The sequence below is a fragment of the Phyllobacterium sp. P30BS-XVII genome, from assembly GCF_014138335.1.
Lineage (GTDB): Bacteria > Pseudomonadota > Alphaproteobacteria > Rhizobiales > Rhizobiaceae > Phyllobacterium > Phyllobacterium meliloti.
In genome coordinates this window covers 115,076-137,539 of sequence record NZ_JACGXO010000008.1, presented here as the reverse complement: position 1 = coordinate 137,539, position 22,464 = coordinate 115,076, and the positions used below count along the sequence as shown (strand labels likewise).

Here is a 22,464-nt window from a genome sequence, read left to right as displayed (position 1 = left end):
TATCGTCAGGCGGGCTGTAGGTCGGCAACGAGCTTCGCAGCAGCATTGGGCGCTACAGCCGTGTTGAGCCCGCTCTTCATAGGTTTGCCCGCCACATAAACTTCACTCACCGAGCGATCGTCCCCCATCGTTTGAAGAATGAATAATTCCTCTGCAAGGGTCGTTGCCGTTTGCATGCGCAATTCCATCGCAGGTTTCGCCCGGCTATCAAGAATGGTGATATCGGCATCGGCTCCCATATGCAGCGAACCAATCCGATCTTCAAGGCCAAGCGCCCGCGCATTGCCGAGGGTCATCATGTAATAGGATGCAAAGGGTGAGAGGCGTTGCCCCTGCACATGCAGAACCTTATAGGCCTCAGCCATTGTTTCCAGCATGGAAAAACTCGTCCCGCCGCCCACATCCGTCGCTACAGAGAAGCGCGCGCCAAGCTTTTTGAAGCGGTCACGGTCGAACAGACCGCTGCCAAGGAAGAGATTGGAAGTCGGGCAGAAAACCGCCACGGATTTGGTCTCTGCGAGTCCCGAAATTTCCCGATCCGAAAGAAAAACACAATGTCCGAGCAGCATCTTGGAACCCAGCAGATCATAGTTCGCATAGATATCGGTATAGTCTTTGGCTGACGGATAGAGTGAGGTCGCATAGGCGACTTCATCGCGATTTTCCGACAGATGCGTCTGCACATAACAATCAGGATGTTCACGCACCAAAGTCCGGCTGATCTCCATCTGCTCCGGTGTTGACGTGATGGCAAAGCGTGGGCTGATTGCATAGTGCGCGCGGCCACGGCCATGCCATTTGGCGATCAAATCTTTGGTGTCGTCATAACCCGATTGCGGTGTATCGCGCAGCCCCTGAGGCGCATTGCGGTCCATCATGACCTTGCCGCCGATCATCAGCATATTGCGCTTTTCTGCCGCCGAGAAATAGGCATCCACGCTTTCGCGATGCACTGAGCAATAGGCCATGGCCGATGTCGTGCCATTGCGCAAAAGCTCATCCATGAACCGTCCGGCGATGAAATCCGCATGAACTGTGGATGAGAATTTCTGCTCTTCAACAAAGATGTAGGTGTTGAGCCATTCCAGCAGTTGCGCGCCATAGGAGGCAATCGCCTGTGTCTGCGGAAAGTGCAGATGCGTATCGATGAAGCCTGGAAGGATCAGATGCGGGCGATGATCAATGATTTCTACCTGCGGTCCGGTGCCACGCGCAAGCTCTGCATAGTCGCCCACATCGGCAATTTTACCATCCTTGACGAGAACAGCACCATCTTCGAAATAGGAATAGGCCGCATGATCATCGATGCTCTTTGGCTCATCTGTAAAGGTCAGCACGCGGCCGCGTAACAGCAATTGGCTCATTGGATTGTTCCTCCCTTGACTGTGGTTTCGTACCATTTGGCAAGCAATTGCCGTTCCTCGTCAGAAATCGCCGTAACATTGGCCGGTGGCATCGCATGGGAGCGCCCTGCCTGAAGATAAATTTCGCGGGCATGGGCCGCAATCTGGCTATCCGTCTCCAGCATCACGCCCTTTGGCGGTGCGATGAGGCCTTCCCAGCCCGGCTCCTTCGCGTGACACATGGAGCAACGCCCCAGCACTGTATCGCGAACCTTCGGAAACTCCGCCGAGGCGATGAAGGGCTGCTGCACTGCCGATACTTTTTCCACCGGATTGCCCGACAGGATTTTCGGCACCGTCGACAGCCACATGATGATAATGAACAGGATTGCCGTGACCAGCCATGTCCATGTTGGATCGCCTTTGCGGGCATGGCGGGTGTTGAACCAATGACGGATCGTAACACCCATCAGGAACACCAGAGACGCGATGATCCAATTGTACTGGGTACCAAACGCCAGCGGATAATGGTTCGACAACATCAGGAACAGCACGGGAAGCGTCAGATAGTTGTTGTGGGTCGACCGTTGCTTGGCCTGCTTGCCGAGTTTCGGATCGGGCGTCTTGCCTGCAATCAGGTCCGCTACCACTTTCTTCTGATTGGGGATGATGATCATGAACACATTGGCCGACATGATCGTTGCGGTGAACGCACCCAGATGCAGGAAAGCAGCGCGCCCGGTAAACAGCTGGGTATAGCCCCAGGCCATACCAACCAAGATGAAATAGAGAAGCACCATCAGCCGCGTATCATTGCGTCCCAACGGGGACTTGCAGATTGTGTCATAGACAACCCAGCCGCCAAAAATCGAGGCAAGCGAAATAGCAATCGCCACGGGGCGCGACACATCAAGCACATGCGGGTCAATCAGATAGAGATCCGCACCGGCATAATAGACAATCCAGAGCATGGCAAAACCGGACAGCCACGTCGCATAGGATTCCCATTTGAACCATGTGAGATGCTCAGGCATCTGTGCCGGCGCAACCAGATATTTCTGGATGTGATAGAAGCCACCGCCATGGACCTGCCATTCCTCGCCATGGGCGCCGACGGGAAGATCAGGCCGTTGCCGCAACCCCAAATCAAGGGCGACAAAATAAAATGACGAGCCGATCCACGCGATGCCAGTGATAACGTGCAACCAGCGGACGGCAAAATTCAGCCACTCCCAGGCTATGGCATATTCATACATGCGGCTCTCCCTTTTATGTAAAAGAGTATGTGCCAAAGCTTCAGCCGCAGGAAAACGCCATAAATCGCCCATCTCTTTCAAAAAAAACTATAAAATGCTAGATCAATGAACAGTGTAAGACAGTGGTGGGAACCATGTCATATTTCGATAATCTTCGTGTTTTCGTTCGCGTCGTCGAACTGGGAAACCTTTCTGCCGCCGGCCGGGACCAGCGGGCGTCCCCGGCTGTCGCCAGCAATCGCATCAAGGAACTTGAGCGCTATCTCGGCGTCCGGCTGTTCAATCGCACAACCCGGAAGCTGACCCCCACGGAACATGGCCGCGTCTTCTACGAGGGGGCGGTCAAGATCATTGAGGCGATCAATGAAGCTGAAGCCGCCATTGCCGACCTTTCGCAAAAGCCGAAAGGAGCAATCCGCATCACAGCGCCCCTCGGGATAGGACGACGGCTGATTGCCTCCGGTGTCCCGGAATTTCATGACAAATATCCTGATATCGAAGTGCGATTGCGGCTGTCGGATCACAATATCGATATTATGAGCGAGGGCGTCGATGTGGCCTTCAAGCTCGGTATCCTTGAAGACTCCAATCTGCGTATGCGCGGTATCATGAATTGCGAGCGGGTGATCTGTGCGTCGCCTGATTATCTGGCAAAGCGCGGTGTCCCGGAAACACCGGATGAGCTGATATCGGCCCATCATGATTGCCTGCTTTTGCGCTATCCCGGCTCCAAGGAATATTACTGGACGCTGCAAACGCCTGATGGTCCACGCAAGCTTGAGGTCAGCGGCCCGTATGATTCCGATGACGGCGATGTACTGACCCGTTGGGCGCTTGATGGAAGGGGGATTATCAACAAGCCGCTGTTCGAGGTTAAAAGCCATGTGAATGACGGGACGTTGGTGCCAATTTTACAAAACACGCCGCCCGTCAGTATCCAGCTTGCGGCGATCTATCCGCACAAGCGGTTTCAGGACCCAAAGGTTCGCCTGATGATCGATTTCATGACCGAACGCTGCCAGCGCCTGATCAGCGCCATGCTTGAGTAAATGATAGATCAGGCGTGAAGCTGTAGTTTTTGCTTTGAAAAGTTGTCCTGGCCAAACTGATGGTTGAGCGCTGAGGTCATGATCTCAGCAGCAGCAAGCGTAGCGATGACAGACGGGCGTTTATCCTTGACCGCAGTTCCCCCCACGGGACAGACGAGCCTATCAAAGATTTCCGGGCGGCCAATCTCGCGCTCAAGCCAATTGCGGAATGTAGCCTTTTTGGTCTTCGAGCCGATCATGCCGACATAGGCGGCATCACCCCGCGCCAGTGCTTCGGCGGTGATCAGAAAATCAAGCGCGTGGTCATGGGTGAGGACAACAAAGGAACTGCCTGCCGGGGCATCGCGCACAACCATCTCGGGCATGGCCGTCAGACAGGTCTCGATGCCCGGAACCCGCGTGGCGGAAAGCTCGATCTCGCGCGTGTCCACAAGAACAATGCGCAGCGGTGCCAGCGATAAGGCCATGGCCAAAGCGTCACCGACATGACCGGCGCCGAAGACATAGACATGCGGACGTTGTGCGATCTCAAGATCGACCTTCTCAACAAGTGTCGCCCGCAATTGCCGGTCCAGCCGCTTGAAGCCAAGGGCAACCCGCCCGCCGCAGCACTGCCCGATCTCAGGCCCAAGCGGGATGGAAATATCGTCACCATCTGCCTCGCCCTGATTGAGCAGTTTGCGGGCGTGGTCAATGGCCATGAATTCGAGCTGTCCGCCGCCGATCGTGCCGAAAATACAGTCGACCGCAACCAGCATCCACGCGCCCGCCTCGCGCGGTGTTGAGCCATTGGCAGCTTTTACCTCGACCAGCACCACATGTTTGCGCCGGTTGAGAAAGTCCCTGATATCATCGCGGTTCGACGGCATGAGACCATCACTTCCCGCTTCGCGCGGTACGCAACCGCTCGACAGCCATCAGCACACGCTCTGGCGTTGCCGGTGCATCCAGTCTCGGCGCAATGTGGTAATCCGCAACACTGGCAACCGCCATGGAGATCGCCTCCAGAACGGAAATCGCCAGCATGAATGGCGGCTCACCAACCGCCTTGGAGCGGCGGATTGTCTCCTCTCGGTTGACCGACCAGCTTGCCAGGTTCACATTGAATTGACGTGGACGATCCGAAGCCAACGGAATTTTATAGGTGGATGGTGCATGGGTGCGCAGGCGTCCCTTGGCATCCCACCAGAGTTCCTCTGTGGTGAGCCAGCCCATGCCCTGAACGAAAGCGCCTTCGACCTGACCGAGGTCAAGCGATGGGTTAAGCGACTTACCGACATCATGCAGGATGTCAGTTCGATCAACCTGATATTCGCCGGTCAGCGTATCGATGCTGACCTCAGACACCGAGGCACCATAGGCAAAATAGTAAAATGGTCGCCCCCGACCCTCCGAGCGGTTCCAGTGGATTTTGGGTGTCTTGTAGAAGCCCGCTGCCGAAAGCTGCACGCGTGCGCCATAGGCAGCCTTGATAAAGTCGGGGAATGGCACCAGCAGGTCGCCAACCCGGACCGTATTGGGCTCAAAAAACACTTCGTCCTTGGCAACGCCGTAGTGCTCAACGGCAAAATCCACCAACCGCGCCTTGATCTGCTGTGCGGCATTGGCTGCCGCCATTCCGTTGAGATCGGAACCCGATGATGCTGCAGTCGCCGAAGTGTTGGGTACTTTCGCGGTTGTTGTAGCTGTGACCTTTATGCGGTCAAGATCGACTTGAAATTCATCGGCAATCACCTGCGCCACCTTGGTGTAGAGCCCCTGCCCCATTTCAGTGCCACCATGGTTCAGATGTATCGATCCATCGGTATAGACATGGACCAGCGCCCCGGCCTGATTATATTCGGTCTTGGTGAAGGAGATGCCGAATTTGACCGGTGTCAGTGCGATCCCGCGCTTGATAATCCGGCTTTTCCGATTGAACGCAAGAACGGCTTCCCTCCGCGCCGCATAATCAGACGAGGCCTCAAGCTCCGCCACAATCTGCGGAATGATATTGTCTTCAACGGTCTGATGATAGGGCGTGAGGTTCCGACCTTCATCGCCATAGAAATTCGCTTTGCGAATTTCCAACGGATCTTTGCCCAACGCGTAGGCGATGTCCTCGATCATCCGTTCACCACCGACCATTCCTTGCGGCCCGCCAAAACCACGGAATGCCGTGTTGGATACCGTATTGGTTTTCAGCGGACGCGAGCGTAGTCGGACATTGGGATAGAAATAGCAATTGTCGGCATGGAACAGCGCCCGGTCTGTTACCGGACCGGAGAGATCGGCGGAAAAACCGCAGCGGGCGGAAAAAGTTGCGTCTACCGCTTCAATCCTGCCTTCATCGTCAAAACCAAGATCATAGGCCACATGAAAATCGTGCCGTTTGCCTGTGGCGACCATATCGTCGTCACGGTCCGGTCTAATCTTCACCGCCCGCCGGTACTTTTTGGCGGCAACCGCTGCAACGGCTGCAAAGAGATTGGCCTGCGTTTCCTTGCCACCAAAACCGCCGCCCATGCGCCGCACATTCACCGTCACCGCATTGGAGGGGACGCCCAGCACATGGCCAACCATATGTTGGGTTTCGCTTGGATGCTGGGTTGAAGAGAAAACCGTTATCTCATCGTCTTCACCCGGTATGGCAAAGGCAATGTGTCCTTCGAGATAGAAGTGATCCTGACCGCCAATGCGCATTTCACCACTCAGGCGGTTCTTCGCCTGCGCAAGCCCGGTTGTAATATCACCGCGCTCAAGTTTAAGCGGATCAACAACCAGCGGATACCCCGCCTTTTCGGCCTCAAGCACATCAATAGCGTGACCAAGGTCACGATATTCCACCTTGACCTTCGAAGCGGCATAACGCGCCGCCTGCCGTGTCTCGGCAATCACGGCGAACATTGGCTGGCCGTGAAATTCCACCTTTCCCACCGCAAACACCGGATCGTCATGCTTGCCAGCCGGGCTTACATCATTATGGCCGGGAATGTCATCGACCGTCAGAACACCGATAACCCCCGCGCATGCCCTGACCGCTTCGAAATCAATCGAGACGATTTCCGCGTGGGCGCGTTGCGATAGTCCGAGATAGGCATGCAACGTATCGGCGGGTTCCGGCATATCGTCGATATACTCGGCGGAACCGGAAACATGCTTGTGTCCGGATTCATGCGGCTGATGCTCATGGACACCGCCTTTAATCCGCGCAATCGGCTGGATTGAGTTCATGATACCCTCCTAGCCGACAGCCGCTGTGTAGCGGTTCAGCCTGATATTCTCTTCGCCAGTGGTTTCCAGATAGAAGCGGCGCAAGAGGTTTCTTGCGGTTAGCAGCCGGTAGTCCGCCGAAGCGCGCCAATCGGTCAACGGCGTAAAATCCATGGCAAATGCCGCCATGGCCTGTTCAATTGTCTCGTCGTGCCATGGGGAACCAATCAGCGTCTGCTCAACCGCAGCGGCACGTTTTGGTGTGCCCGCCATGCCGCCAAAGGCAATCACAGCTGCCTCGACTGTGCCGTGTGAATCCAGGGTAACTTTGAAAGCACCGCAAACCGATGAAATATCTTCATCCAGCCGCTTCGATATTTTGTAAACGGCGAACAGTTCCCCCTGTTTGAGGTACGGAATATGGATTGCCTCGACGAACTCTCCCGGTAAGCGGTCCTGCTTGCCGTATTCGATAAAGAACTTTTCGATTAACACGGAACGGCGGTTCTGCCCCTTGCGCAGAAGGACGCTTGCGCCAAGCCCGATCAGCGCGGGCGGTGTATCACCGATGGGTGATCCATTGGCAACGTTGCCGCCAATGGTCCCCATATTGCGCACCTGTTCGCCGCCGATGCGATTCCACAATTCGGTCAGATCGGGGAAGATCCTTGTGATCACAGGATAGGCATCGGTATAGCTGACGCCTGCTCCCAGCTTCAGACCTTCGTCATCCATTGAGATGAGGCGCAATTCGTCCAGATGAGAGGTGAAGACAACGGGTCCGATCTCCCGCATGAACTTGGTCACCCAAAGCCCGACATCGGTGGAACCGGCAACAATGGTGGCGCCGGGGTTGGCTTCCATAAAGGTGGCAAAGTCATCGACATTGGCGGGAAGAACGAGCCGCTCTTTGCCGACACCCACCTCAACGCGCTTGCCGTCCTTCAACGTTTGAAGCTGTTCAATGACGCGCGCGCGCTCAGCAACCAGAGGATCATTGTTCGCATTCCCCCGTGCCGATACACTCTCGGCTGCCCGGATGATTGCGGCATAGCCGGTGCAGCGGCAGAGATTGCCCTGCAGTGCTTTTTCAATGTCTCGCACAGCCGGATTGGGATTATGCATCCACAGACCATAGAGCGACATGACAAAACCCGGCGTGCAAAACCCGCATTGCGAGGCATGCGTATCAACCATGGCCTTCTGCACCGGGTGCAAGGTGCCATCAGTTCCGGCAAGCGCCTCAACGGTGACGACGTGGCAGGCATCGAGCGATCCGACAAAACGGATACAGGCGTTGACGGATTCATAGGTAAGCTGACCGTCGGTCAAGCGCCCCACCAGAACCGTACAGGCGCCGCAATCGCCCTCGGCACATCCTTCCTTGGTGCCACGCAACCGACGCTCAATCCGCAGGAAATCAAGCAGCGTTTGGGTCGCAGGCAAGTCGCTGAGTTCAACCAGCTTATCATTGAGCAGAAAACGGACGCTATTACGGGTCTCGACTTGCATGATTGATCAGCTCCCGCGATAGGTTGAGTAGCCATAGGGGGCAACGAGCAAAGGCACATGGTAGTGAGCGTCCTCGTTCCCGATGCCAAAGCGGATCGGCACCACATCGAGAAACGGCACCCGATCTCCAGATTGCTGTTGCCCGAGATAGGCGCCGACATGGAAACGCAACTCATAGGTGCCGGAACGCATCTCCGCTCCAGCCAGAAGCGGCGCATCACAGCGTCCATCCTGGTTGGTACGTGTGCTGAGCAGCGTCGAAAACCGGTCACTTTCAAGGCGAAGAAGATCGATTTGCAGATTAGCGGCAGGCTTTCCGCTTGCCGTATCAAGCACATGCGTCGTCAGACGGCCTGATGTTTCGTTCTGAAGACTCATGAGCGTTCCTCCTCCCAAGGCGGACTTTCCACTTTTGCATCGCTTAGTTTGCCCGGCCCGGACACTGCGGAGTAGGCGGCGCTTGATAACAGGACTTTCAAAATTTTCTTGGGGAATGGATTGCCGCTTATTTGATTATTCAGGGGATCGGACCAGCATAGTGGAGGACAGGTGGCTGCCATGAGATATCCCCGGGACTTGCATGGATATGGAGAAACCCCGCCGCAGGCCAATTGGCCTGATGGTGCCAAAATCGCGGTCCAGTTTGTTCTCAATTATGAGGAAGGCGGCGAGAATTGTGTGCTGCACGGTGATGCCGCTTCCGAAGCCTTCCTCTCGGAGATCGTCGGAGCACAGGCCTGGGAAGGCCAGCGTCACTGGAACATGGAGTCCATTTACGAATATGGTGCCCGTGCCGGTTTCTGGCGCCTGCATCGCCTGTTTACCGGCAAGAATGTCCCCCTGACAGTCTATGGTGTGGCCACGGCCTTGCAGCGCTCGCCAGCACAGGTCCGAGCTATGCTGGATGCCAACTGGGAGATCGCATCGCACGGGCTCAAATGGATCGAATACAAGGACTACACAAAAGACGCCGAGCGTGAGCATATGCGCGAGGCCATCCGTATACATACGGCCATCACGGGCGAACGCCCAAGAGGCTGGTATACTGGCCGCTGCTCCGTCAACACCGTGGACCTTGCCACCGAAGAAGGCGGCTTTGATTATGTTTCCGATTCATACGCCGACGATCTGCCCTATTGGCACGAAACGAACGATCGGCACCAGCTGATCATCCCCTATACGCTTGACGCCAATGATATGCGCTTTGCCACGCCGCAGGGCTTCAATTCCGGCGAGCAATTCTTCGCCTACCTCAAAGACAGTTTCGACACGCTTTATGCCGAAGGCGAAGCGGGATTTCCAAAAATGATGAGCATCGGCCTGCATTGCCGTCTTGTCGGCAGACCGGGACGAACAGCCGCCATTGCCCGCTTTATCGATTATGTGCAGAGCCATAGCCACGTCTGGCTGGCCCGCCGTATCGACATTGCCCGGCACTGGGCAACAACCCATCCCTGTCGGACATCTCACCCCCACCCGTCGGCCCTGACAGAAGCGGCATTTGTCGAGCGCTTCGGCGGCGTATTCGAACATTCGCAGTGGATCGCACAACGTGCCTTTGCCTCCGAACTTTCCCATGGCCACGACAATGCTCAGGGGCTTCACGGCGCACTGACCAGCGTGTTCCGTAGCGCTACACAGGAGGAACGCCTTGCGGTTCTCAAGGCTCACCCTGATCTGGCCGGAAAACTGGCGCAGGCAAAAAGACTTACCGAAAGCTCCACGCAGGAACAGGCATCCGCCGGTCTCGATGCACTGACCGACGCGGAACGCGCGCAATTCGAAGCATTGAATGGGCTCTATGTCGAGACCTTTGGCTTCCCCTTCATTATCGCCGTCAAGGATCACAGCAAGGATGCAATCCTCGATGCTTTCCGGACGCGAATCAAGAACGACCAACAGACCGAATTCAACACAGCCTGCCAACAGGTGGAGAGGATCGCCCTGCTTCGTCTGCAAGCTTTGCTGCCAAATTGAGGAGTGAACATGTCACAATCCCTGCGCGAGATTTTGGTTCAACCCCTGTCCCGCGAGGTTTTCGCGCCTTTCGGGGATGTGATCGAAATAGAGGGATCATCAAGTTTTCCCATCAACCACGGCATGTGCGACCGCTATCATGATCTGGCGAAGGTCGAAACATCGGGCGAAAATGCCCGCGTCATGATCAGCCTGCTGCGCGGCAAACCTTATGAATTGCCGCTGAAGCTCGCCATGGTAGAACGGCACCCTCTTGGCAGTCAGGCCTTCATGCCCCGGTCTGCAAATCCATTTCTGGTTGTTGTAGCCCCTAACGAGGCGGCAGGCGCTGGAAACCCCATCGCCTTTGTAACTCAGCCGGGACAGGGCGTGAATATCCATCGCAATATATGGCACGGAATCCTGACGCCGCTTGGCGGCATCTCTGATTTTATCGTGGTGGATCGCGGTGGTGACGGCATCAATCTGCAGGAATATTTCTACAGCGAGCCATTTATTATCCGCTGACGATTGACGGCTGACGCTTCAAAGCAAGCGTCAGCCAGATCATCAGTTCAAAGGGATCGAGTTCTGGTCTTTGCTCGACTGATACTGATCGGAGAGATCAGCATATTTTTCACTGATCTTGGCAGCGCGCGCCTGCAATCTGCTCCGCTCCGGTTCGGCCTGCGCCGCAATCAATGCGTGGATCGCATAGCTCTTCCAGAATGCATTCTCCTTGTTGTAACCGCCCGGTTCCAACGTGAAGACTTCCTTTAATATCTTCAGATCATGCGGGATGGCGAAAGCGTCGCGGGAATCCTCATGGCTGAAAAAGTAATAGAAGTTGTCGAACCCAGCCCAGGTGATGGCTGAAAGACACATGGAACAAGGTTCGTGGGTCGACAGAAAGATCAACTCCTTGGGATCAGGCCGTTTGTCTTCATTCACCTCATAGAAACGCTTCAACGTATGAACCTCACCATGCCAGAGTGGGTTCTCTGTTTCGTTGTTGGTTTCTGCCAGCACGACCGACAGATCTGATTTTCGTAGCACTGCGGCGCCGAAGATCTTGTTGCCTGCCGCCACGCCCTCTTCGGTCATCGGAATAATCTGATGTTCCATGGCATCGAGCAATGCGTCGATAATTCCGGCTGCGGAGCTTTCCTGAGTCATTGGAAACATTTCCTTTGTCTGTAACGAGAACGACAATCATTCGGCCATGGCACAGTGGCCATGGCCGAATATTGATTTATACGGGGAACAGCACGAAGCGGACGACGAAGAGGATCGCGACAAGCCAAGTCGCCACATGCACGTCCTTGACCCGGCCTGTGAAGGTTTTCAGCACCACGTAACTGATGAAGCCGAATGCCAGACCATTGGCGATCGAATAGGTGAACGGGATCATCAATGCGGTCAGTGCTGCCGGCGTTGCTTCCGTAATGTCAGCCCATTCGATGTCTATAAGCTCGCGCATCATGAGACCGGCAACATACAGCAAGGCCGGTGCCGTCGCATAACCCGGAACAGAACCGGCCAGAGGTGCGATGAAGAGCGCGGCCAGAAACAGGACGGCGATGGTGAGTGCTGTCAATCCTGTTCGTCCTCCGGCCTGAACGCCGGATGCGCTTTCCACATAGGCTGTCGTGCTGCTGGTACCAAGCAGGGAGCCAGCAACAATTGCCGTACTGTCGGCAAACAGAGCGCGGCCCAGACGATTGGGTTTACCCTCTTCGATGAGGCCAGCCCGTTTGCTCACGCCGATCAGCGTACCCGTCGCATCGAACACTTCGACAAGGACAAACACAAGAATAACCTGCAACAGACCAGTGTGCAGCGCGCCCATAATATCGAGTTGCAGGAATGTCGGAGCGAGACTTGGCGGCGCAGAGAATACGCCCTTGAACTCACTTGCGCCAATCAGCATAGACAAGACAGTGACAACCAGAATGCCGATCAGGATAGCACCGCGTATTTTAAGCGCATCAAGAACAGCGATGATGAAGAAACCCAGAATTGCGAACAAGGCAGGCGTACTACCCAGATGACCCAATCCGATAAATGTTGCAGGGTTTGCGACAATGATCCCTGAGTTTTTCAGTGCAATGAATGCAAGGAAAAGCCCGATGCCCGCCGCAATGGAACTGCGCAGCGATTTGGGAATTCCGGCGACAAGCCAGCTGCGCACGCCCGTAACGGTGAGCACGAGGAAAATACATCCTGAAATGAAGACAGCACCCAGCGCCTGCTGCCAGGTGAAGCCCATCGCCGCCACCACGGTGAAGGCGAAGAAGGCATTGAGCCCCATTCCCGGTGCCATGCCGATGGGCCAGTTGGCCACGAGCGCCATGACCAGCGAGCCGAGGGCTGCTGCAATACAGGTCGCAACGAAGATCGCATTGCGGTCCATACCCGTCGATGACAGGATTTCTGGATTGACAAAGATGATGTACGACATCGTCAGGAATGTCGTCAGTCCGGCGAGCATCTCAATGCGCGCCGTTGTGTTGTGTTCTCTCAGCTTGAAAAGCTTTTCGAGCATAATTCCTCCCCTGGCTCACGCCGAGTCTCCGGTTGCTGCATGACTGCCTGATTTGGCGAGTCGCGTGGCTGCCTGTTTTGAGTTTACAAACGTCTGTAATCAAGAGAAAACTGGCGCATACTCCTCCACGGCCAGCCCCTCCTCAGTGTTGCCACTGCCACATTGATTGTGCGTCTTCCGCCGCGGCGATGCTAGGCTCTGATTTCCGCAAGCATCGGCGAAACAGCTTCAATATTTTATTGATGCAGGGCCGCTTCAGGCATTCCGATGAAACGTAAGTTTCATGTGACGGTTGACGTCCTTATAGAGCAGATAGCGGAATGGCTTAGGTCCCCCTGCGTAGCACGCCTGTGGGCAGAAGGCACGCAGCCACATGAAGTCACCGGCCTCGACCTCGACCCAATCCTGATTAAGGCGATAAACCGCCTTGCCTTCAAGCACATAAAGACCATGTTCCATCACATGTGTCTCAGCAAACGGAATGACCGCTCCTGGTTGAAGCGTGACAATGGTGACATGCATATCGTGGCGCATGTCCGCCGGGTCCACAAAGCGGGTGGTTGCCCACCGGCCTTCCGTATCAGGCATCACAGAAGGCTCGATATCGTGTTCATTAAGAACCAGTGGTGTTGGAATATCGATGCCATCGACAGCCTCATAGGATTTGCGAATCCAATGGAAGCGCACGAAAGCACTCGTCACGTTCAGAACCGACCAATCCGTCGCCGGTGGAATAAATGCATAGCCTCCCGGCGGCATGACGTGAATCTCACCAGCGAGCGTCAGCTGCAACTCGCCTTCCACAATGAAGAGTACACCTTCGGCACCTTTATCCAACTCAGGACGCGTGCTGCCTCCCCCCGGCGCAACTTCCATAATGTATTGCGAGAACGTCTCGGCAAAACCGGAGAGAGGCCGGGCGATGATCCAGCAACGGGTTTTGTCCCAAAATGGCAAAGCGCTGGTGACAATATCCTGCATCACGCCACCAGGAATGACCGCATATGCCTCGGTGAAAACAGCCCGCCCTGTAAGCAGCTGGTTTTGCTGAGGATGTCCGCCATGGGGTGCATAATATGTATTTCGGGACATGCGTGACTCCTCAGCTTGTTCAATAAATGTCTAACCGTTGCGTAATTCTGTCGCCGGTTCTACATGCTTGAGTCAACTGAACGACATATATTTTCACGTCAAACATTTTCAAATTTGTATTGAAAATATTTGAGCCTTTTGCCTTCAAGCCTCGAGGCAATCAGGGAGTCAGCCGCTTTCATGCCCAATCTGTCCACCTCTCGATTATTAGTTGGGAATGTACAGAGTCTTTCGTTTACAGGACACTGCTAACTGACTCAGTTTATACCACCAATTATCTGCGTGCCCGAGAAGCCGGTGAAACCGAGGCGGGGACCATTTGCTGGTGCATTGACTTTGCTCGTTGAGGAAACTTTCCCATTGTCGATGTCCGTCTTGAAGGCGTACCCGGTATTCGCCTTGTAACTTGCTAAGTGTGATGGTCCGCCTGATGTAGAGCAGGCAGCAAGAGTAGCCGCGACGGCTGTGACCAGAAGTAGACGTATCATGATAAAACCCTCCTTTTGGGGTCAAAGTGCAGCAATGGGGAAAGCTGCTTGAACTGTGATTGCATTACGACTATAATATCACATTACGATCATAATGCAATACACTAAACCAACCGGATTGGGAGATCGGCATGCGCTATGAAAAAGGACATAAGGAAAGCACCCGGCAGCAGATCACCGAGGTGGCTGCGAAGCAGTTCAGAGATCAGGGAGTATCTGCGGTGGGGCTCGCAGCGATCATGGCCGATGCCGGTCTGACAAACGGCGCATTCTACACGCACTTCTCATCGAAGAATGATTTGGTGAGGGAATGTGTCGAACAAACTCTTGATGCACAGCTCCAAGCCATATCGCAAAATGTCAGTCAACACGGGCTTGAAGCAGTATTGCGGCAGTATCTGAGCCCAAGCCATCGCGATGATCGGGGGCATGGTTGCCCATCCGCCGCACTTCTGCCAGAGATCAGTAGGCAATCTCCCGAGATCAGGCATGCATACACCGCGCGATTCAATGCGGTGATCGAAGTGATCGCACAGCAGTTGCCCGGACGCGAGCCAGAAGATGCCCATCAAACAGCTCGTGCTATGTTTGCATTGGTCGTGGGATCGCTTCAACTTGCACGCGCTGTCGATGATCCCGCACTGTCCGATGATATTCTTGAAGGTGCTATTGCGGCCGTCCTGCATCTGGCGTCACCCCGGCCCAAAGCCTAGCAATCGGTATTAGATTTCAGGAAGCGGGGCGTCCTTATCTGCCGCGACAGGCTCAAATCCTCTGGCAACCAGTATAAACTGGCCATGTGAATCCGCGATTCTTGCTGATAGCTGTTCACCAAAATTAGATTGCCTGTATTTCTCCCGCACGAAATGCTATTCTAAAAACACTGCGCGTTGCGAATTCATGTCCACAGCCAATTCTGGCAGGGAGGGGACAAGAAATGGCGGTCGTACTTGTTCTGGTTGTCATTGCGGTTGCTTCAGTTCTCTTTCATCTGTTGAGTCCTTGGTGGTGGACGCCAATTGCGTCCAACTGGAACTACATCGACAATACAATCATCATTACATTCTGGATTACCGGTTTTGTATTTGTCGCGGTGGTACTGTTTGTTGCCTATTGTGTTTTCCGCTTTCGGCACAAGCCGGGAAACCGCGCCCATTACGAGCCAGAAAACCGAAAACTGGAATTCTGGCTTGCCACAGTTACCACTATCGGCGTCGTCGCCATGCTGGCTCCGGGCCTGTTTGTCTGGAATCAATTCGTCACCGTTCCGCAGGACGCCACCAATGTCGAGGTCGTTGGCCAGCAATGGCAATGGAGCTTTCGCCTTCCTGGCGCCAATGGACAGCTCGGAACATCCGACACCCGTGACGTTAGCGGCGATAATCCTTTAGGCGTGAAAAAGAATGATGCAGCTGGTCTGGATGATATTATCGTCGAAGGTGGCGAACTGCATGTGCCGGTAGGCAAGCCGGTCAAAATGCTCTTGCGCTCCATCGATGTTCTGCATGATTTCTACGTACCTGAATTCCGCGCCAAGATGGACATGGTTCCAGGCATGGTCACCTATTTCTGGTTTACACCCACACGGACTGGCACCTTCGAAGTTCTCTGCGCCGAACTATGCGGCGTCGGACATCCCCAGATGCGCGGGACCGTCGTGGTCGACAGCGAGGCCGACTATCAGACGTGGCTGGGGCAACAACACACATTCACGCAGATGATGGCGTCGGGAGAAGTTAAGACGACACAGTGAGGCGGCGTAGCTCTTCGGGAGGAGAGTAACCACAGGGAGGGCATTCGATGGCTAATATCCCATCCAGCATTAACGACACCATTCCGGCAGCGGAAGTCGAAGATGTCGAGCTTTACCACTCGCATAGCTGGTGGACGACCTATGTCTTCAGCCAAGACGCCAAGGTCATAGCCATCCAATATTCACTGACGGCCATATCAATCGGTCTGGTAGCATTGGTGCTCTCATGGCTGATGCGATTGCAACTCGCTTTCCCCGGCTATTTCGCCTTCATCGATGCGGAACACTATTATCAGTTTATCACCATGCACGGCATGATCATGGTGATTTACCTCCTGACTGCACTGTTTCTGGGCGGCTTCGGCAATTACCTGATCCCGTTAATGCTGGGCGCACGGGATATGGTGTTCCCCTATGCAAACATGTTGAGCTACTGGCTCTATCTGCTCGCCGTGCTTGTTCTTGTCGCCGGCTTTTTCGCGCCGGGAGGGCCAACCGGCGCCGGCTGGACGCTCTATCCACCTCAGGCTGTGCTCTCGGGCACTCCGGGTGGCAATGATTGGGGCATCACCTTGATGCTGACCTCGCTGATTCTTTTCATTATCGGCTTCACCATGGGTGGATTGAACTACGTGGTCACCGTATTGCAAGGCCGCGCGCGCGGGATGACCTTGATGCGCATGCCCCTGACAATCTGGGGCATTTTTACTGCAACTGTCATGGCATTGCTGGCCTTCCCTGCCCTCTTTGTTGCCTCGGTTATGATGCTGTTCGATCGCATTCTCGGAACCAGTTTCTTCATGCCAGCAATCGTTGAAATGGGTGAACAGCTCAAACACGGCGGCGGTAGTCCAATTCTCTTCCAGCATCTGTTCTGGTTCTTCGGCCACCCCGAAGTCTATATCGTGGCTCTACCGGCCTTCGGTATTGTCTCCGATCTGATCAGCACCCACGCCCGGAAGAATATCTTCGGTTATCGCATGATGGTCTGGGCAATCGTGGTGATCGGTGCTTTGAGCTTTGTGGTATGGGCGCACCATATGTATGTGAGTGGTATGAACCCGAAGTTCGGGTTCTTCTTTGCCACGACAACCCTGATCATTGCAGTGCCCACCGCCATCAAAGTGTATAACTGGGTACTCACCCTTTGGCGCGGTGATATCCACCTGACAATACCTATGCTTTTTGCGCTCGGTTTCATCGTCACGTTCGTGAATGGTGGTCTGACAGGATTGTTTCTTGGCAACGTCGTCGTCGACGTCCCGCTTTCCGATACGATGTTTGTAGTTGCGCATTTTCACATGGTGATGGGCGTTGCGCCAATCATGGTGATCTTCGGAGCCATTTATCACTGGTATCCAAAAATCACCGGGCGGATGCTGAATGAGACCATGGGCAGGATACACTTCTGGGTAACGTTCCTGGGTGCCTATCTGATCTTCTTTCCCATGCACTATCTCGGCTTGCTGGGAGCGCCGCGACGCTATTACGAATTAGGCGAAACCGTTGTTAATCCAACATCGGCGCATGATCTGAATGTTTTCATCACGCTGATGGCGTGGACCGTGGGTGCAGCTCAAATCCTGTTCCTGTTCAACGCAGCCTGGAGCCTTCGCAGGGGCAAAGAATCGGGCGGTAATCCCTGGCGGGCAACAACGCTCGAATGGCAGACACCCACAACCCCACCACCGCATGGCAACTGGGGCAAGGATCTACCAGTCGTTTATCGCTGGGCTTATGATTACAGTGTTCCCGGCGCCCCGGAGGATTTCATCCCGCAAAACCAGCCGGACCCTGAAAGACGGTCCAAAGAGCATTCGACATGAGTGCGGTCCTGATCTTTCTTGCATTGCTTGCATCCATCATTATCTGGTGGATGGCACAGCAGCGCCTGACATCAAAACCTTGGCTTGAAGCGGAAAAGGTCAGTAGCTTTTCCCACTTCACCCGGTCATCAATAGCGACCGAAAAGATTGGTCTCGGTGTATTTCTCGCTGTCGTGGGTGCATTATTCACCCTCTTCATCAGCGCCTATTTCATACGCATGGGCTCAGACGATTGGTGGGCTATCCCCATACCAAGGGTGCTCTGGGTCAATACGGCTGCACTCGTGGTAAGCAGCATTACGCTGGAACTCGCAAAGTCACTGGCGCAGCAAGGCGATGACGAGACAATGAAATTCGCACTTCTGGCGAGTTTTGTCACAGGTGTCGGCTTTCTTGTCGGGCAGGTTTTCGCCTGGCGGGAACTTGTATCTGCCGGTTATCTCCTCGCCGACAATCCCGCCAACAGCTTCTTTTATATGATCACCGGCATGCATGGCTTGCACATTCTCGGCGGACTTCTGGTTCTCGGCCGGACAACCGTCAAAGTATTGCAAGGCAAGCCAGCGCGACAGGTCCATCTCAGTATCGAACTCTGCGCGATGTATTGGCATTTCATGCTGTTGGTCTGGCTGGTTCTTTTTGCCCTGTTCGCGGGTTGGGCGAATGATTTTGTCGATATCTGCCGGCAACTGCTGGCATAGGAGATCAATGATGTCTCAAGTCACACAGACTGAAGCCAAAGCGCCCCTCCCATTGCCAGAAGGCATGCGCGGCTTTGCTTCAGATTGGGCGTCAGACCAGCGGACGTTCAAGAACGTTTCCTGGGGCAAAGCCATGATGTGGATATTTCTGCTCAGCGATACTTTTGTCTTCGGATGTTTTCTGCTTGCCTATATGACGGCGCGCATGTCCACGCCCGTTGCATGGCCTAATCCCAGTGAAGTCTTTGCCCTGAACATCGGCGGGCAAGAAGTCCCCCTCATCCTGATCGCCATCATGACTTTTGTGCTTATCAGCAGCAGCGGGACAATGGCGATGGCTGTCAACTACGGCTATCGGCGTGACCGGCGTAAAACCGCAATCCTCATGTTGCTGACGGCTCTGTTCGGGCTGATGTTCGTCGGCATGCAGGCCTTTGAATGGACAAAGCTCATTACGGAAGGGGTGCGTCCGTGGGAGAATCCATGGGGCGCGGCGCAATTCGGCTCGACCTTTTTCATGATCACGGGATTCCATGGAACCCACGTTACGATTGGCGTCATCTTCCTTGTTATCATTGCCCGCAAGGTCTGGCGCGGAGATTTCGACACTGAAAAACGTGGTTTTTTCACCAGCAGAAAAGGCCATTACGAGATCGTCGAAATCACCGGTCTCTACTGGCATTTCGTCGATCTGGTCTGGGTATTCATCTTTGCTTTTTTCTATCTGTGGTGAGGTTAGTACGATGACACATCCTTCAGCCGACACAACAGGACCAGCAATTCACAACGAGACGCATCAGGAGCACCCGATCAAGCTCTACCTTGTAGTCTGGGGATTACTTTTTGTCCTCAGCATCTGCTCTTACATGGTCGACTATATCGGTATTCACGGCTTTCTCCGGTGGTCGCTGATTCTACTTTTCATGATCCTGAAAGCCGGACTCATCGTGGCAATTTTCATGCACATGGCATGGGAGCGACTGGCTCTGCTTTATGCCGTGCTGCTCCCGCCCATATTGGTGCTGGTCTTTGTTGCGATGATGGTTTCCGAAGCGCACTACGTGCTCTTCAGCCGATTGACGTTTTTCGGCACTGGCCCCTAGAAACAAAAACGCGGCACCAAGTGCCGCGTTCTTTTCGTCGCATTCAGCCTATTTGCGAGACCGTCGTTTTGTCGGCATCTCAACATTTGCGCTGGGTGGAGAGACAACGACCTTGCGATAGAGATGCCAGGTCGCATGTCCCAGCACAGGTATGAAGATCGCAAGTCCAACAAACAGGGTCAGGAATCCAACCAGCAGAAGTGCAGCGACGATTATCCCCCACAGGGCCATCTGAAGCGGATTAACCATTACTGCCTTCACTGACGTGACAATCGCCGAGAGCGCACCAACATCGCGGTCCAGCAAAAGCGGAAAGGCGATGACGCTCGTACAGAGAACAACGACTGCAAAGACAAAGCCGATCGCGTTGCCAAGAAGGATCATCTGCCTGCCTTCAGGCGTACCGAAAACCTGATTGATGAACGTGCTGACCGACTCCGGCGCCTCGGGACCAAAAAGATTCACGTAAAGAGCCTGTGCCGTAAGAATCCACGCAACGAACAGCGCAAGGAGCAGAATACCCATCGCTATTATCGATGGTATCGCTGGAGAGCGCTTCACTTCCAAAGCATGCCACCATGATGTGTCGAGATGCAGCTCGCGTCTTCTGCTGATCTCATAAAGGCCAAGAGCGGCAAAAGGCCCGATCAAGGCAAAGCCGGACATCAGCGGGAAGAGCAGCGGGAGTAAATTGGCACCCGATGTCCACCGTATGAGAACCAATCCTGCAACCGGGTAGATCAGACAAAGAAAAACGTAATGTGAAGGTTTGTCCCAGAAATCAGCGAGCCCTTCGCGAAGTGAAGCAAAGACGTCCGCCACACTTATTCGACGCACGTCAGGATAGACGTTCGTTTCGTTTGCACCGGCTATCACATGGAATTGCGTCATGAAGAAATCTCCCAATCTCGTTTGGAGCGGGAAGGCACCAGTGGCACCATGCAAAGAACCGGACCATGGGACCTAAACCTGCACTGCAGAAATCATACCCTGTTTATTGACACATTGCCAGAGATCAACTTTCACGATTGGCCATCCTCCCCCAAAGATTACTTGAAGTATGAAGGAATTATGCGGCCGTTACTCCGAGGTGGATTATTTGCAACTGCGATTGACTTATAGAAAGCAGGAGATCACGATTCAGTGCGTACAAATGCCGGTCGCCGCATGAGCAATCCAGGCAGCGATCTCAAAAAAACAGTGGCTGCCAATGGGACGGAATTGGCGACAAACTTCGCCTGCGGCACCCTTTGAAAGAATGAGGAAATGCCATGCGATACGCTACGTTAGTAATGGGCTCAATCTTTGCAATTTCATCCATGGCTGCGGCCAATGCCCAGGAGGGTGATGCGACAGCTGGCGCAACGGTCTTCAAGAAGTGTGCAATATGCCATATAGCCGACACGGATAAGAACAAAGTTGGTCCGTCGCTCAACGGGCTGATTGGCAGAACGGCAGGAACACATCCGGACTTCAGTTATTCCACAGCGATGACTGACGCAGGAAAAGGTGGATTGGTCTGGGACGAAGCCACTTTGCGTGACTATCTGCATGACCCAAAGGCAAAGGTTAAGGGCACGAAGATGGCATTTGTCGGCTTGAAGGACGATACAGACATCACCAATCTGCTGGCCTATCTGGAACAATTCAAGAAGTAGAATACACAGGAACGATCCTCAAACCAGCGGCATCAAAGAGCCACGCAAGGAAGGTTCTGGGGTCGGTTCTGGCAACCGCCCCCATAATGTCAAATGCCCTATTCAGGCGACTTCGTGGTTGGCGATGCGTTCGAGTGCCTTGACCAGTCCAGAATGATCGAGACCGCTATCGCCATTTGCCGCGCAGCTGTTGAACAGTTCCTGTGTCGATGCTGTGTTCGGCAAAGATACGCCAAGCGTCTTTGCACTCTGCAGCGCAAGGTTGAGGTCTTTCTGGTGCAGCGAGATGCGAAAGCCAGGCTCAAACGTCCGCTTGATCATGCGCTCTCCATGCAGTTCGAGAATGCGCGACGATGCAAACCCGCCCATCAGCGCCTCGCGTACCCGCGCAGGGTCTGCTCCGGCTTTTGATGCCAGAACCAGCGCCTCCGATATGGCCTCGATGGTCAGGGCAACTATAATCTGGTTGGCCACTTTGGTGACCTGACCATCGCCGCAATCCCCGACCAGCGTGATATTCTTGCCCATCAGCTTGAACAGCGGCAAAGCCCGGTCGAAGGCGCTTTGTTCGCCGCCTGCCATAATGCTGAGCGTGGCGTTCTTGGCACCGACCTCACCACCGGAAACCGGCGCATCAATATATTCGCTTCCGGTTTCCCGAACTTTTTTGGCGAATTCCTTGGTCTCGATCGGTGAGATCGAACTCATATCGATAACGAGTTTGCCGGGCTTCAATCCGAAAACCACGCCGTTCTCGCCAAAGAGAACATCCTTCACCTCAGGTGTATCAGGCAGCATCAGGATGATGATGTCTGTCTTCTCGGCCAAAGCCTTCGGGCTATCGACGATCTTCAGCCCGTTTTCGACAAGCTCCGGGCGCGGCTCGATGAAGAACTTCGACGTATAGAGGCTGTGTCCGGCATCCTGAAGATGCCGTGCCATGGGTGTTCCCATGATTCCCAACCCGATGAAACCTATGTCAGCCATTCG

General features: G+C 54.4%; 21 protein-coding genes. 10 read left to right on the top strand and 11 right to left on the bottom strand.

The annotated features are described in order from the left end of the window. Positions 1–5 precede the first annotated feature (5 nt). On the bottom strand, positions 6–1,364 hold the full coding sequence (guaD, locus tag FHW17_RS20515) for a guanine deaminase (RefSeq protein WP_182510704.1): 1,359 nt from the start codon (positions 1,362–1,364) through the stop codon (positions 6–8). After that, positions 1,361–2,599: a urate hydroxylase PuuD gene (locus FHW17_RS20510; protein WP_112522261.1), complete on the bottom strand. Its 1,239-nt coding sequence runs from the start codon at positions 2,597–2,599 to the stop codon at positions 1,361–1,363. Before FHW17_RS20510 ends, guaD begins: the two co-directional genes overlap by 4 nt. A 134-nt stretch (positions 2,600–2,733) precedes the next feature. Between FHW17_RS20510 and FHW17_RS20505 the strand changes: the two genes are divergently transcribed. Beyond that, positions 2,734–3,648 (top strand): LysR family transcriptional regulator, encoded by a 915-nt coding sequence (locus FHW17_RS20505; RefSeq protein WP_091881526.1) that lies wholly within the window; start codon positions 2,734–2,736, stop codon positions 3,646–3,648. Between the two features lie 8 nt (positions 3,649–3,656). Here FHW17_RS20505 and xdhC read toward each other — a convergent pair whose 3' ends face one another. The 4 genes from xdhC to uraH are packed head-to-tail and all read right to left on the bottom strand — an operon-like array spanning position 3,657 to position 8,730. Next, a complete protein-coding gene (xdhC, locus tag FHW17_RS20500; RefSeq protein WP_182510703.1) occupies positions 3,657–4,517 on the bottom strand; it encodes a xanthine dehydrogenase accessory protein XdhC in 861 nt (286 codons plus the stop codon). 7 nt (positions 4,518–4,524) lie between these two features. Then, on the bottom strand, positions 4,525–6,861 hold the full coding sequence (gene xdhB, locus FHW17_RS20495) for a xanthine dehydrogenase molybdopterin binding subunit (RefSeq protein WP_182510702.1): 2,337 nt from the start codon (positions 6,859–6,861) through the stop codon (positions 4,525–4,527). 9 nt (positions 6,862–6,870) lie between these two features. Further along, positions 6,871–8,352 (bottom strand): xanthine dehydrogenase small subunit, encoded by a 1,482-nt coding sequence (gene xdhA, locus FHW17_RS20490; protein WP_182510701.1) that lies wholly within the window; start codon positions 8,350–8,352, stop codon positions 6,871–6,873. A 6-nt stretch (positions 8,353–8,358) separates the two neighbouring features. Then, positions 8,359–8,730, bottom strand: a complete 372-nt coding sequence (gene uraH, locus FHW17_RS20485; RefSeq protein ID WP_182510700.1) for a hydroxyisourate hydrolase — start codon at positions 8,728–8,730, stop codon at positions 8,359–8,361. A gap of 180 nt (positions 8,731–8,910) precedes the next feature. On the opposite strand from uraH, the gene puuE reads away from it, so the two are divergent. Further along, positions 8,911–10,329 (top strand): allantoinase PuuE, encoded by a 1,419-nt coding sequence (gene puuE, locus FHW17_RS20480; protein ID WP_182510699.1) that lies wholly within the window; start codon positions 8,911–8,913, stop codon positions 10,327–10,329. A gap of 21 nt (positions 10,330–10,350) precedes the next feature. After that, positions 10,351–10,836: an ureidoglycolate lyase gene (locus tag FHW17_RS20475; protein WP_112522381.1), complete on the top strand. Its 486-nt coding sequence runs from the start codon at positions 10,351–10,353 to the stop codon at positions 10,834–10,836. 42 nt (positions 10,837–10,878) lie between these two features. On the opposite strand, the gene FHW17_RS20470 is transcribed toward FHW17_RS20475, so the two are convergent. The 3 genes from FHW17_RS20470 to FHW17_RS20460 form a co-directional block, all read right to left on the bottom strand. Beyond that, a complete protein-coding gene (locus FHW17_RS20470) occupies positions 10,879–11,484 on the bottom strand; it encodes a nucleoside deaminase (RefSeq protein WP_162730122.1) in 606 nt (201 codons plus the stop codon). A gap of 76 nt (positions 11,485–11,560) precedes the next feature. Beyond that, complete coding sequence (locus tag FHW17_RS20465) at positions 11,561–12,853, bottom strand: NCS2 family permease (protein WP_112522254.1); 1,293 nt, start codon at positions 12,851–12,853, stop codon at positions 11,561–11,563. Between the two features lie 255 nt (positions 12,854–13,108). Continuing rightward, positions 13,109–13,945 (bottom strand): bifunctional allantoicase/(S)-ureidoglycine aminohydrolase, encoded by an 837-nt coding sequence (locus FHW17_RS20460; protein ID WP_182510698.1) that lies wholly within the window; start codon positions 13,943–13,945, stop codon positions 13,109–13,111. A 619-nt stretch (positions 13,946–14,564) separates the two neighbouring features. Here FHW17_RS20460 and FHW17_RS20455 point away from each other — a divergent pair. From FHW17_RS20455 to FHW17_RS20430, 6 genes are all read left to right on the top strand, one after another. Then, positions 14,565–15,146, top strand: a complete 582-nt coding sequence (locus FHW17_RS20455; protein WP_112522252.1) for a TetR/AcrR family transcriptional regulator — start codon at positions 14,565–14,567, stop codon at positions 15,144–15,146. Positions 15,147–15,370: 224 nt separating this feature from the next. Continuing rightward, positions 15,371–16,186 carry a cytochrome c oxidase subunit II gene (locus FHW17_RS20450; RefSeq protein WP_112522251.1) on the top strand — a complete coding sequence of 272 codons (816 nt, stop codon included), beginning with the start codon at positions 15,371–15,373 and terminating at the stop codon, positions 16,184–16,186. 47 nt (positions 16,187–16,233) lie between these two features. After that, positions 16,234–18,012: a cytochrome c oxidase subunit I gene (ctaD, locus tag FHW17_RS20445; protein WP_112522250.1), complete on the top strand. Its 1,779-nt coding sequence runs from the start codon at positions 16,234–16,236 to the stop codon at positions 18,010–18,012. Next, positions 18,009–18,713: a cytochrome c oxidase subunit 3 gene (locus FHW17_RS20440; RefSeq protein ID WP_112522249.1), complete on the top strand. Its 705-nt coding sequence runs from the start codon at positions 18,009–18,011 to the stop codon at positions 18,711–18,713. The genes ctaD and FHW17_RS20440 overlap by 4 nt, the downstream gene beginning before the upstream one ends. 10 nt (positions 18,714–18,723) lie before the next feature. Beyond that, positions 18,724–19,446 (top strand): heme-copper oxidase subunit III family protein, encoded by a 723-nt coding sequence (locus FHW17_RS20435; protein ID WP_112522248.1) that lies wholly within the window; start codon positions 18,724–18,726, stop codon positions 19,444–19,446. 10 nt (positions 19,447–19,456) lie between these two features. Beyond that, entirely contained in the window at positions 19,457–19,816 is a 360-nt protein-coding gene (locus FHW17_RS20430) for a cytochrome C oxidase subunit IV family protein (RefSeq protein ID WP_112522247.1), read from the top strand. Positions 19,817–19,864: 48 nt separating this feature from the next. Here the strand turns inward: FHW17_RS20430 and FHW17_RS20425 are convergent, their stop codons facing one another. Beyond that, entirely contained in the window at positions 19,865–20,707 is an 843-nt protein-coding gene (locus FHW17_RS20425) for a DUF2189 domain-containing protein (RefSeq protein WP_112522246.1), read from the bottom strand. Positions 20,708–21,087: 380 nt separating this feature from the next. Here FHW17_RS20425 and FHW17_RS20420 point away from each other — a divergent pair, with 380 nt between their 5' ends. Beyond that, a complete protein-coding gene (locus FHW17_RS20420) occupies positions 21,088–21,474 on the top strand; it encodes a cytochrome c family protein (protein WP_112522245.1) in 387 nt (128 codons plus the stop codon). Between the two features lie 102 nt (positions 21,475–21,576). Here FHW17_RS20420 and FHW17_RS20415 read toward each other — a convergent pair whose 3' ends face one another. Further along, the gene (locus FHW17_RS20415) at positions 21,577–22,461 is read right to left on the bottom strand and encodes a 2-hydroxy-3-oxopropionate reductase (protein ID WP_112522244.1); all 885 of its coding nucleotides are present in this window, start codon (positions 22,459–22,461) and stop codon (positions 21,577–21,579) included. Positions 22,462–22,464: the final 3 nt, after the last annotated feature.

Excerpts from the sequence above, each read along its gene's own strand:
- FHW17_RS20425 (WP_112522246.1), bottom strand. The coding sequence starts at position 20,707 with ATGACGCAATTCCATGTGATAGCCGGTGCAAACGAAACGAACGTCTAT.
- xdhB (WP_182510702.1), bottom strand. The coding sequence starts at position 6,861 with ATGAACTCAATCCAGCCGATTGCGCGGATTAAAGGCGGTGTCCATGAG.
- puuE (WP_182510699.1), top strand. The coding sequence starts at position 8,911 with ATGAGATATCCCCGGGACTTGCATGGATATGGAGAAACCCCGCCGCAG.
- uraH (WP_182510700.1), bottom strand. The coding sequence starts at position 8,730 with ATGAGTCTTCAGAACGAAACATCAGGCCGTCTGACGACGCATGTGCTT.
- FHW17_RS20430 (WP_112522247.1), top strand. The coding sequence starts at position 19,457 with ATGACACATCCTTCAGCCGACACAACAGGACCAGCAATTCACAACGAG.
- ctaD (WP_112522250.1), top strand. The coding sequence starts at position 16,234 with ATGGCTAATATCCCATCCAGCATTAACGACACCATTCCGGCAGCGGAA.
- FHW17_RS20415 (WP_112522244.1), bottom strand. The coding sequence starts at position 22,461 with ATGGCTGACATAGGTTTCATCGGGTTGGGAATCATGGGAACACCCATG.
- xdhA (WP_182510701.1), bottom strand. The coding sequence starts at position 8,352 with ATGCAAGTCGAGACCCGTAATAGCGTCCGTTTTCTGCTCAATGATAAG.
- FHW17_RS20465 (WP_112522254.1), bottom strand. The coding sequence starts at position 12,853 with ATGCTCGAAAAGCTTTTCAAGCTGAGAGAACACAACACAACGGCGCGC.
- FHW17_RS20450 (WP_112522251.1), top strand. The coding sequence starts at position 15,371 with ATGGCGGTCGTACTTGTTCTGGTTGTCATTGCGGTTGCTTCAGTTCTC.
- FHW17_RS20420 (WP_112522245.1), top strand. The coding sequence starts at position 21,088 with ATGCGATACGCTACGTTAGTAATGGGCTCAATCTTTGCAATTTCATCC.
- xdhC (WP_182510703.1), bottom strand. The coding sequence starts at position 4,517 with ATGCCGTCGAACCGCGATGATATCAGGGACTTTCTCAACCGGCGCAAA.
- FHW17_RS20510 (WP_112522261.1), bottom strand. The coding sequence starts at position 2,599 with ATGTATGAATATGCCATAGCCTGGGAGTGGCTGAATTTTGCCGTCCGC.
- guaD (WP_182510704.1), bottom strand. The coding sequence starts at position 1,364 with ATGAGCCAATTGCTGTTACGCGGCCGCGTGCTGACCTTTACAGATGAG.
- FHW17_RS20455 (WP_112522252.1), top strand. The coding sequence starts at position 14,565 with ATGCGCTATGAAAAAGGACATAAGGAAAGCACCCGGCAGCAGATCACC.
- FHW17_RS20435 (WP_112522248.1), top strand. The coding sequence starts at position 18,724 with ATGTCTCAAGTCACACAGACTGAAGCCAAAGCGCCCCTCCCATTGCCA.
- FHW17_RS20505 (WP_091881526.1), top strand. The coding sequence starts at position 2,734 with ATGTCATATTTCGATAATCTTCGTGTTTTCGTTCGCGTCGTCGAACTG.
- FHW17_RS20440 (WP_112522249.1), top strand. The coding sequence starts at position 18,009 with ATGAGTGCGGTCCTGATCTTTCTTGCATTGCTTGCATCCATCATTATC.
- FHW17_RS20460 (WP_182510698.1), bottom strand. The coding sequence starts at position 13,945 with ATGTCCCGAAATACATATTATGCACCCCATGGCGGACATCCTCAGCAA.
- FHW17_RS20470 (WP_162730122.1), bottom strand. The coding sequence starts at position 11,484 with ATGACTCAGGAAAGCTCCGCAGCCGGAATTATCGACGCATTGCTCGAT.